Here is a 10426-nt window from a genome sequence, read left to right as displayed (position 1 = left end):
GCCCCGATGGAGTCCTTGGCGCGAACCCCGGTCACGCGGTGCCCCGGGTGACGGAAGCGCGCCAGTTTCTTGATGTCGAGGTGGAGCAGATCACCGGGGTGTTCGTGCTCGTAGCGCCGGGGTGGCTCGACGGGCTCCAGCGCACTCAGGCGGTTCAGTCCCTCACGCCGCAGGATCCGGCTGACGCTGGCCCTCGAGATCCCCGTGAAGGCGGCGATCCGATCCATGGTCCAGCGCTGCCGGCGCAAGGCGACGACCTGCCGCTGGATCCGTCGAGGGGTTCGGCGGGTCTGCTTCCGGGGCCGGGACGAGCGGTCCACAAGGCCCGCACGGCCCGCCTCCTGGAACCGCTGGACCCAGCGCTGCACGGTCTTCGGATCCACGCCAAACCCCCGGGCCGTGGCCCGAAGGCTCAGTCCATGGTCGATCACCAAGCGGACCATCCGCTCTCGACCACGGGGTCCCATTAAGGCATTTTGATGAAGGTTCACGGGGCGTCCTCCTTGGAATGGCTCAGTCGGCAAACTCAGCATCCTTCGGAATCGCCCCGTGGACAACCTATTGAGAGATCACAGCTAGGGAGACGCTGATTTAATCGCACGTCCGCGTTGGTGCCCCCTGTTTTCCGAGACAAGGCACGTCGTGCAGCGGGTAGTGGTTCTACTCGCAAGCGGCGGAACGCAGGATCGGGAAACAGGGGGCACCAACCCCACAAGCCATTGAAAGCAGGGGCTCGGCCGGCCGTTTTTGATAACAACGGGCGTGGGAACGGCGTTGCGGCTCCCTTGTGCAGAATGACTGCACGGCAGTCACCGCGCCTTGTTCGCACGCAAAAGCGACTCGAGCGCGGACGCGCGATTAGATCAGCGTCTCCCTAGCGGCTTCCGTTCAGCACCAGTTGCTGGAAGTCGCGACGGTCGAGGTCCAGGCGTTCGTGGATCGCCGACAACCGATCGCGCTGGCCGCGGCGGTACTGGCGTTCACGGGCAATGCGGGCATCCAGCTCTTCCAGTTCCGCGCGGTAGCGGTCCGCCAGCCGGGAGTCCTCGTTGGCGCCGTCCAGCTGCCGCCGGATGCGCTCGCGCTCGCGCAGAAGGGTCTTTTCCTGGGCCTCGCTACGCTGGATGTTGCCGCCGATCGAACGCTCGCGTCGTTCGCGCAATTCCTCGATCTCGTCCAGCGAGGCATAGGCCCGGCGCAGCTGGGTCTCGCGCTCGGCCCGGTCCTGGCGCGCACGCTGGGTCGCCTCCAGGGCGCGTTCCGCCTGCTCGCGCTCGGCCGCGGCCTGCGCCCGCTCCTCGGCACTCACCGGTGCCGGCAGGATCTCGCGCATGCGGCCCTCGGAGTCGTAGATCCGGCGTTCGCGCTGGCTGGTCTCGGGCTGCGGGGTACTGGAGTAGTGTACGGTCCCGTCATCATCTACCCAGCGGTAGATCTCGGCCTGCGCCGGGACGGCCAGCCCCAGCAGCACCGCCCCGGCCACCGCCAAGCACACAAGTCCTGACAGCTTTCGGTTGCACACACCCCAAATGACCATTCTCGAACACCTCGGACTCGTCTTCATCGCCATCATTGCCAACGGCTTCTCCGCTCTGGCCGGTGGCGGGGCGGGCCTGTTGCAGCTGCCCGCCCTGATTTTTCTGGGCCTTCCCTACCCCGTGGCGCTGGCAACCCACAAGATCGCCTCCGTCGCCCTGGGCGCCGGCGCCGGCTTGCGCCACCTCAAGAAAAGCACATTCGAGCCTGCGCGCCTAGGCATTATCCTGCTGGCCGGTCTGCCTGGGGTGCTAATCGGTGCCTGGGTGGTTCTGGGCATCCCTCCGCGGGCCGGTGAAGTCGCCCTGGGACTGCTGACCATCGGCCTCGGCTGGTACTCCTGGCGCCGTCCGCAGCTGGGCCAGGTCGTGCGCGAGGTCGGGTTTTCGTGGGGCCACGCCCTGATCGGGGCCGGCGGTTTGTTCCTGATCGGGGTCCTGAACGGCTCGCTGGCCTCGGGCACCGGTTTGATGGTCACCCTGTGGTTGGTGCGCTGGTACGGCATGAGCTACACCCAGGCAGTGGCCTACACCATGGTGCTGGTGGGGCTGGTCTGGAACGGCGCGGGGGCGCTGATGCTGGGGACCCTGGGTACCGTGCAGTGGGACTGGCTGCCGGCCTTGCTGGTGGGGAGCTTTGTCGGCGGCTACCTAGGGGCCTGGGCCGCCCAGCGCTACGGCAACCGCCTGGTGAAGCGCGCCTTCGAAGGGGTCACCGTCCTCACCGGCATCGCCCTGCTCCTGCCTGTACCCTGACGTCCCGCCCCGCTGCGGCAATCCACCACGACGGACACAAAAAAGAGCTGGACAGGAAGAGGGCCCTAAAGACGGTTCTTAGATTCAAGGGCAACAACAGGGCAAGTACACCGCCATTGGCAGCGCCGAGACGGCCACCATTTTTTTACACCGATTTTTCCTTCCGATCTTCCAACCTTCCTGTTAACCGCTCTTGACCTTGATCTGTTTCCTTGTCGTGATCGCCGTAACAAGACCAGCCTATTCGTCGGTGTCGTCGGGGCTTTCGCAGCGATTGAGCAGATCGAAGTGCTCGATCCCCTCGAGGAGGCCGCGGGCGTGGGTAGCCCCGGCGAAGAAGATACGCTGAAATCCACGCAGGCTCTCCAGCTCGGGCTGGTGATTCCCGACCACGACACCGAGCAGACGCCCGCGCAGCATGTCCTCGTCATTGCCGGAGTCGCCGGCGACCAGCACGTGCTCCAGCGGAATGCCCCACTTGTCGGACAGGTAGCGCACCGCCAGCCCCTTGGACGCCCGTACCGGCAGCAGGTCCAGGAAGCGGTCGTGCGAGTAGATCACCCGGGCGTGCAGGTCCTCGCGGTACAGCCGGGTCTCCACCGTCTCCGCGTCCAGGCTCCCGGGCGGCTCGACGAAGAAGCTGACCTTGAACGCGCGCTGGTCCACGTCTGGCTGCAGGACCAGGTTCTTCTCCTGCTCCAGGCATTCGCGCAGCCGGTCCGGTTCCCAGCGATGGCTGATATGCCGCGCCCAGCCGCGGTCCTCGGTCTGCTTGGTGCCGTAGTGGATCTCGCTTCCGACCGAGGTGATCCAAACATCCGGCGTGGGCACGCCATGTTTCTCGAGAATCGCCGCGGCGGAGTCGATACGCCGTCCGGTGGCCACCCCGAAGGCGACCCGCTTGCGGTTGCGCTTGAGCCAGGCGACGAAGGCGCGGGTGGCCTTGTCGTCGCCCAGCAGGGTGTTGTCGATGTCCGTGATCACGGCGCGGTCCATCTGCGCCAGATGGCCTGAGACCCGGCGTTCGTGATGGCGCGCCTGGCGCACCTCGCGGGTCAACGACTTCACCAGCTTCACGTATTTTTCGGCATGGCCATCCCACGAATAGTGTTGCCGCACGCCCTTGAGCCCAGCGCGCGAGTAACGCTGCCAGCGCGGCCGATCCGCCAGGATGCCCTGGATCGCGTCGGCAATGCCCTCCGGATCCAGCGGATCGACGAGCTGGCCATTGTGACAGCGCGAGATGATCTCCTCCGGCCCGCCGTCGTTGGTGGCCACGATCGGGGCGCCGCTGGCGGCCGCCTCGATCAGGGTCAACCCGAAGGGTTCGGTCAGCGCCGGATTGACGAACACACCCTTGCTGGACGCGACCAGGCGATAGAGATCGGGCACGTCCTCACAGTCGTGGTGCTTGGGATAGGCCACCTGGCCGTAGAGGTCGTGCCGGTCGATGCGCAGCAGCAGATCGGTCAGGACGTCGCGCGCGCCCTTGTCCAGGTCGGCGATGTTGTCGCGGTTGCCAGCAACGATCAGGAGGTTGGCATTCTCGCGCAGCCAGTCATTCCCGGCGTAGGCCTCGACCAGCGCACGGATGTTCTTGCGCTCGTCGGCGCGCGACAGCGCCATGATCAGGGGACGCTCGGGGTGGCGCAGGAAACGGCGGATCTCGGGCCAGATCGCCGGCTTGCGATCGCCGCGCTTCGGCGGATGAAAGCGCGCCAGGTCGGTGCCCGGCGGGATCACCTCCATGCGTTCCGGCTGGTAGTTGTCGTAGGTGGCGTACTGCTCGCCAATCTCCTGGCGGGTGCTGGCGATCACGCGGTGCGCATGCGCCAGGGCCTCCTCCTCCGCATGTATCCGGGTGGAGATGTTGTAGCGCGCCTCGATATCGGCATCCGACATGCCGCTCTCACGCAGCCGTTCGCGCTTGACCCGCCCGAGGGAGTGGCCGGTCTGCAGCATCGGCGCGCCGAGGAGATTCGAGAGCTGCGCTGCGACATGCCCGGCGTCGGCGTAATGCCCGTGGATCACGTCCGGGCGCAGGCCCACGCGGCGAATATGCCCCAGGGCGTTGTCGGCGAAACAGTCGAGGTAGGGCCAGAGCTTCTCCTTGCGCAAATAGCGCCGCGGGCCGCAGTCCAGGCGCACGATATGGGCACCGTCACCGAGATCCTCTTCCGGCTCGGCATAGTCGTCGGCTACCTTGCTGTCGACCACGCGCCGGGTCAGGAGGTCCACCCGGCCCACCTGCGGGTGGCGTGCCAGGGCCCGGGCCAGTTCGACCACGTAGAGCGTCTGCCCGCCGGTGTCGGCATCGCGCCCCAGCTCCAGTTCCCGCCCCCGGATCAGGCCGTGGACGCTGATCAGGACGAGATAGAGGCCTTCGCCGGCGCGTGACTTGCTCTGGGTCTTTTTCATGGCACCTCGGGCTCGGGGCTGTCGAACAGGCTCAGGGTCTCGGGATTGTCGATCAGGCCCTGCGAGACCAGCACGGCGGTCGCCGACCAGGTCTGGCGATAGTTGGCCCGCCGCCCGACCAGACGTCCGTGGCGACCATCGTAGTACTCCGGCCAGTGGTCGCGGTGGAGCCGCTCGGCGGCCACGGCGTGCACGCTGCGCGCCAGGTCCGGCCGTCCGACCCGCATGGCGGCCCCGGTGAACGCCCACAGCAGCGCGGGCCAGTTACCGCCATTGTGGTACGACCACGGGGTGTTCTTCGGGTCCGAGCCGGTCAGCAGGCGCCATTCCTCGCCGACCATGGCCGGGTAACAAATCTTCACCGGCATGGTCCCGATCAGGTCCTCGAAGCGCTGCTCGAAGGTCTGCATGATCGAGCGCGACTGGTGCTCGTCGGCCAGCCCGAACAGGACCGCCAGCAGGTTGCCGAAGCTGAAGAAGCGAAAGTCCATGCGCCCCGGCCCGAGGTTGCCGACCAGGTAGCCGCTCTCGGAGGGGATCCAGTCCACCAGCCAGTCGGGGATGCTCTCGGGGTAGATGTTCAGCGCGTTCTCGGACTCGTGGCCGAAGTGCTCGGTGCGGTAGCGATGGATGTCGTTCAGGCGTTCGAGATCCAGCCAGTAGTAGTTGCGGATGTAATCGGACAGCTGCCGGGTACGGATGGCGGACTGCTCGCACAGCAATTCCGAGTCCTTGTCACAGGGCTCGAGCATGGCCAGCGAGGCCTTCAGCATCCCGTAGAACAGGGCCTGGATCTCCAGCGGGTGGCCGAACACCCCCATGCGCCGGTCGATCATGAAGCTGCCGTCCGGGACCAGCAGGGTCGGGAAGACCTCGAAGCGGTCCTGCAGGCAGATGCTCAGGATCAAGCGGATGCCGCGCTGTACATCCGGGCTCTTAATGAAGTCGTGGTCCCCCGTGCGGTTCTGGTAGGCGCGCAGCAGCAGCACCCACCACATCATCGAGTCCACCGGGGCCACGCGCCCGATCGCGCGGTCCCCGAAATCCGCGGCCAGGGACTCGCGGCCGTTCTCGTCGGTGAACACGCGGAAGCTCGCCGGCATCACCCGCGGCAGGCGGCGGTGGCCCTCGATCTCTTCCTGGGTGTCGCGGATCTGCAGGATCAGCGCGAGGAAGTCGCGCACCACCTCGGGCTCGTCGTTCAGCAGATAGACCAGCCCGGAGGGCACGAAGTCACGGATGAAGCAGTCGGCATAGTTCTCCGCCGGCGCCCGCTCGTCCAGGCTGGCCACGGTGCCGACCGTGCGCCCGCGGTAGCGCACCTCGGCATCGCGCAGCAGCTGGTAGGCGGATTCGAGCGTCGGATTGCGGGCGTCGGGCGGGAGCTGATTCATAATGCCCGAGTCTATGGAAAGCGGGACCGATGTGCACGCGCCGCGGATGCGTCCACGACGCGATGATCAGACGGACTCCGGGTGCCGGGGCATGGGTGGTTCGGCCGCCGGCCGGGCAAACAGGTAGCCCTGGCAATAGTCGACCCGGTCCTTCAACCAGCGCCACTCGTCGGCCGTCTCGATCCCCTCGGCCACCACATGAACACCCAGATCGCGGGCGAGCTCGACGATCTTGTCGAGGATCTTCTGCTGGTAGACATCGCCGTCGATGCCGCTGACCAGTTCGCGGTCGATCTTCACGAAATCCGGGCGCAACTGCGACAGCATGTTCAAGGACGCGTAGCCGGCCCCCAGATCGTCGAGTGCGACCTGGAATCCGGCCCGCCGGTAGCGGTCCACGATCCGTGACAGGTGCTCGATGTCCGTGACCTGATCGCTCTCGATGACCTCGAACACGAAGCCGCTGGGGCCGACGCGACCCGCCGGACGCGACATGATCTCGCGCACCGTGGTCTCCAGACAGAAGGCCGGGTCGTAGATCGCGGTGGGGTTGAAGTTGATGAACAGCCGGCTGCCAACCCCGCGTTCGCTGGCGCGGCGAATTGCGTTGATCCGCGCGGAACGATCCAGGTGAAACAGCAACTCGGCGTTGCGCGCCGTCTTGAACAGCTCCTGTGGCGGGATGGGGTCACCCGCCGGCGTGGCCGCCCGTACCAGGGCCTCGTAGGCAAACACCTCGGTGGGGTTCGCGGCATGCACGATCGGCTGGAAGTGAAATTCCAGGGCATCATTGGCCAGGATCGCCGAGAGATCACGGGCGTTGTGTCGGGCAATCAGCGTGGACAGCAGGTGGGTGTCCTGCAGATGCCCGAGGCCGAAATCCTCGCCCTGGGGCACGAAGGTGGCACGACAGCCGGCCTGCTCCGAACTGCTCAGGGCCTGCTCCAGCCGCACCAGCATCTCGCCCAGCCCGCCGGCCCCCTTGACCGGCAGGGCCAGGATGCCGGCGGTCGGCTCGGCACAGGGCAACCGTTCGTCTACCATGCGCTGACGCAGGGCCGCGCGGGTGTGCGCGAGAACTGGCGCCAGATAAAGAGTGCCAGACGCCGTCGGCAGCAGGTCAATACGTTCGCAATCGGGACAACCCACGACCACCTCCAGCGGTCTTGTCAGCGGTCGGACGGCGCGAACCCCGTAGCCTCCTGCGGGTCGTATCACCATGACCACCACGTGTTGAAAGACAATCCTATCGACCCGGAGGTTGCATGAGTCAAACCGATCGCCCGACGGACGCCGAACTGCGCGAACGCCTCACGCCGGAACAGTACCGCATCGCCCGCGAAGGCGGAACCGAGCGGCCGTTCACCGGCGCCTACAACGATCACAAGGCCGATGGCACCTATCACTGCGTCGCCTGCGGCGCACCGTTGTTCGACGCCACGGCCAAGTTCGACTCCGGCAGCGGCTGGCCCAGCTACACCGCCCCCGCAAGCGAGGACGCCGTGGACGAACACCGCGACCGTTCGCTGGGCATGGAGCGCACCGAGGTGCGCTGTGCGCGCTGCGACTCGCACCTGGGGCACGTCTTTCCCGACGGGCCGGCACCCACCGGCCTGCGCTATTGCATCAATTCCGCGGTCCTCGACTTTCATCCACGCGACTGACGCAACCGTCCCGCCCGGGCCAAGACGGCCCGGCATAACCTGGAAGGGAATCCCATGTCCGGCCCGACCACCCCGCGCGAGCGCGCGAACGTCCTGATCCTTGCGCTCGGCCAGGCCCTGTTCCTGATCGCCGCGGTGACCGTGATGACCCTGAGCGGCGTGGTCGGGGACCGCCTGGCGAGCGATCCCTCGCTGGCCACCCTGCCGGTCGCCGCCATGATGATCGGAACCCTGGTGACCACCCTGCCGGCCTCGTTATTCATGAAGCGCTTCGGACGGCGCACGGGCTTTCTCCTGGGGGCCGGCATCGGGGGCTTCGGCGGGGCCACCATTGCCGCCGCCGGGGTGTTTGCCGAAGCGTTCTGGGTGTTCGTGGTCGGCAACCTCCTGCTGGGCGTCTACCAGGCTTTCGCCATGTACTACCGTTTCGCCGCGGCGGATGTCGCCAGCGACGCCTTCCGCCCGCGCGCCATCTCCCTGGTTATGGCCGGGGGCGTGGCCGCGGCCTTCCTCGGCCCCTGGAACGCCCACCATGCGCAGGCGCTGCTGCCGGGCACGCCCGAGGCCGGGCCCTACCTGCTGCTCGGAGCACTGGCCCTGCTGGCCATGCTGCTGCTGGCCTGGCTGCGCGTACCGACACCCCCGGTAGCGGAACGAGCCGTATCCCGTCCCCTGCGCGAAATCATGCCCCGGGGCCGCTTCGTCGTCGCGCTGACGACGGCCGCTCTGGGCTACGCCGTGATGATCCTGCTGATGACCGCGACCCCGCTGGCCATGCGCCAGGCCGGCTTCGACATGGGCCAGGTTGCCCTGGTGATGCAATGGCACGTGCTGGGGATGTTCGCACCCTCCTTCGTCACCGGACACCTGATCACACGCCTCGGGCTCACGCGCATCCTCGCGCTGGGCAACGCCCTGGTACTGTTCAGCGTGGCCATCGCTGCCCACGGCGAGACCCTGGCGCACTTCTGGCTGGCGCTGTTTCTGCTGGGGGTGGGCTGGAATTTCCTGTTCATCGGTGGCAGCACGCTGCTCACGACGACGCACACAGCGGGCGAGAAGGGCAAGGTCCAGGGCCTGAACGACCTGACGGTGTTCGCGCTGGTCACCGCCGGTTCGCTGCTGGCGGGGGCGCTGCTGCGCCCACTGGGCTGGGATGGGCTGAACCTGGCGATGCTGCCGGTGATCGCAGTGCTGACGGTCGCCATCCTCTGGCTCTGGCGCGACGACGCCCGCGCCCCGGCGCGCGCCTGACGCCCCATTTCCGCCGGCCACGCTCGGCCTCCCGCCGTGCGGTCCGCGATCATGGGGCATCATTGGGTGTTTACGGTGGCTTCGGTCTGCCACCTGCCATGTTGTGGCTGGCCATGGTTCGTCATCGGTGTTTACGTACTTTCGACCGGCCACCTGCCTTGCTGTGGCTGGTCATGGTTTGGCACCTGGTGTTTACGTGCCTTCGTCTGACCACGTGCCAGGCGCTGACTCGCCAGCGCGCCGCGAGGTACTTCTTTGCTCGTGCAAAGAAGTACCTGTCAGGTCTCAGGTGGTTACCTACCGTCGGAGAAGGAGCCGCTGTTTCGAGCTCGGGAGTGGCTGACTACCCTGTTGGCAGAACCCCACCGGAGGTGATTCGATGCCCAGTGCGATTCACGTGAACGCCCGTACCACCCCACGGACCCGGCGCGAGATCCAGCAAGCACCGCCGTCGGTCCGTCACCGGGACCTGGCACGCCGCCTGGGCATCAGTCGCCATACGGTGATGAAGTGGCGCCACCGGGAAGACACCCAGGACCGGTCTCACCGCCCGCACCGGATGAACACGGCCCTGACGCCCGGAGAGGAAGCCATCCTCATCGCGGTACGCGAGTGGCTGTGGCTGTCGCTGGATGATCTGCTGGTTGTGGCCCGCGAGTTCGTGCAGCCGGACCTGAGCCGCGCCGCCCTGGACCGCTGCCTGCGCCGCCACGGCGTGGCCAGCCTGAAGGCGCTGCGGCAGCAGGCCGAGGGGGAACTCGCGTCACCCCGAAAGGCCTTCAAGGCGTATGCCCCAGGCTTTGTGCATGTGGACGTGAAGTACCTGCCGAAGCTGGCTGAAGAGTCCTCGCGTCGCTATCTGTTCGTGGCCATCGATCGAGCGACCCGCTGGGTCGACCTCGAGGTTCGTTCATCCAAGTCCGGGGCGGCCGCGCGCGACTTTCTGAAGCGGCTGCTGGATCGGGCACCGTTCTACATCACGCATGTACTGACCGACAACGGCAAGGAGTTCACCGACCGTTTTGTGGTCACCGGAGAGCGCCAACCGACGGGCCGTCACCCATTCGACCGGCTGTGCACCGACCACGGCATCCAGCACCGCCTGACCCCGCCCAGAAAACCCCAGACGAACGGGATGGTCGAGCGCTTCAACGGGCGCATTGCCGATCTTCTGCGCACCTACCACATCGACTCCAGCGAGCAGATGCAGGACGCCCTGTACCACTACCTGTACCTGTACAACCACGCCATCCAGCAAAAGGCCCTGGGCCACCGAACGCCCGTAGCAGCCCTCAAGGCGTGGCAGCAAACCCACCCCGACTGCTTTCGAAAACGCGTTTATAACCAGCCGAGACCTGACAAGTACCCAAGAAACACGCCCGACTGCCGCGACCCCGGCCCGCTG

9 protein-coding genes are annotated in these 10426 nt (G+C 66.7%); 4 read left to right on the top strand and 5 right to left on the bottom strand.

The genetic code is table 11. The features are described 5' to 3' along the window. Positions 1–443 (bottom strand): helix-turn-helix domain-containing protein (locus F817_RS14805; RefSeq protein WP_024325716.1); only part of this gene is annotated, 443 nt, incomplete at its 3' end. Positions 444–874: 431 nt separating this feature from the next. Then, entirely contained in the window at positions 875–1537 is a 663-nt protein-coding gene (locus tag F817_RS0101950) for a DUF4124 domain-containing protein (RefSeq protein ID WP_196801201.1), read from the bottom strand. Between F817_RS0101950 and F817_RS0101945 the strand changes: the two genes are divergently transcribed. Further along, positions 1530–2291, top strand: coding sequence for a sulfite exporter TauE/SafE family protein (locus F817_RS0101945; protein ID WP_024326064.1), 762 nt, complete (start codon positions 1530–1532; stop codon positions 2289–2291). The two genes, F817_RS0101950 and F817_RS0101945, sit on opposite strands and share 8 nt — an antisense overlap. Before the next feature lie 240 nt (positions 2292–2531). Here F817_RS0101945 and F817_RS0101940 read toward each other — a convergent pair whose 3' ends face one another. From F817_RS0101940 to F817_RS0101930, 3 genes are all read right to left on the bottom strand, one after another. After that, a complete protein-coding gene (locus F817_RS0101940; protein WP_024326063.1) occupies positions 2532–4709 on the bottom strand; it encodes an HAD-IIB family hydrolase in 2178 nt (725 codons plus the stop codon). Then, positions 4706–6103, bottom strand: a complete 1398-nt coding sequence (locus F817_RS0101935; protein ID WP_024326062.1) for a glycoside hydrolase 100 family protein — start codon at positions 6101–6103, stop codon at positions 4706–4708. Before F817_RS0101935 ends, F817_RS0101940 begins: the two co-directional genes overlap by 4 nt. 66 nt (positions 6104–6169) lie before the next feature. After that, a complete protein-coding gene (locus F817_RS0101930; RefSeq protein WP_024326061.1) occupies positions 6170–7252 on the bottom strand; it encodes an EAL domain-containing protein in 1083 nt (360 codons plus the stop codon). 116 nt (positions 7253–7368) lie between these two features. Between F817_RS0101930 and msrB the strand changes: the two genes are divergently transcribed. From msrB to F817_RS0101915, 3 genes are all read left to right on the top strand, one after another. Then, positions 7369–7767 carry a peptide-methionine (R)-S-oxide reductase MsrB gene (gene msrB / locus F817_RS0101925; RefSeq protein ID WP_024326060.1) on the top strand — a complete coding sequence of 133 codons (399 nt, stop codon included), beginning with the start codon at positions 7369–7371 and terminating at the stop codon, positions 7765–7767. A gap of 54 nt (positions 7768–7821) precedes the next feature. Further along, the gene (locus F817_RS0101920; protein ID WP_024326059.1) at positions 7822–9021 is read left to right on the top strand and encodes an MFS transporter; all 1200 of its coding nucleotides are present in this window, start codon (positions 7822–7824) and stop codon (positions 9019–9021) included. Between the two features lie 379 nt (positions 9022–9400). Next, positions 9401–10426 (top strand): IS481 family transposase (locus F817_RS0101915; RefSeq protein ID WP_024326058.1); only part of this gene is annotated, 1026 nt, incomplete at its 3' end.

The organism is Thioalkalivibrio sp. AKL19 (assembly GCF_000420165.1).
GTDB lineage: Bacteria > Pseudomonadota > Gammaproteobacteria > Ectothiorhodospirales > Ectothiorhodospiraceae > Thioalkalivibrio.
Note: the sequence above shows the minus strand (reverse complement) of the source record. Positions and strands in the feature narration are given on the sequence as shown.

Bases quoted from the DNA above. Each gene is read 5' to 3' on its own strand.
- F817_RS0101945 (WP_024326064.1), top strand. From the start codon at position 1,530: ATGACCATTCTCGAACACCTCGGACTCGTCTTCATCGCCATCATTGCC.
- F817_RS0101950 (WP_196801201.1), bottom strand. From the start codon at position 1,537: ATGGTCATTTGGGGTGTGTGCAACCGAAAGCTGTCAGGACTTGTGTGC.
- F817_RS0101940 (WP_024326063.1), bottom strand. From the start codon at position 4,709: ATGAAAAAGACCCAGAGCAAGTCACGCGCCGGCGAAGGCCTCTATCTC.
- F817_RS0101935 (WP_024326062.1), bottom strand. From the start codon at position 6,103: ATGAATCAGCTCCCGCCCGACGCCCGCAATCCGACGCTCGAATCCGCC.
- msrB (WP_024326060.1), top strand. From the start codon at position 7,369: ATGAGTCAAACCGATCGCCCGACGGACGCCGAACTGCGCGAACGCCTC.
- F817_RS0101920 (WP_024326059.1), top strand. From the start codon at position 7,822: ATGTCCGGCCCGACCACCCCGCGCGAGCGCGCGAACGTCCTGATCCTT.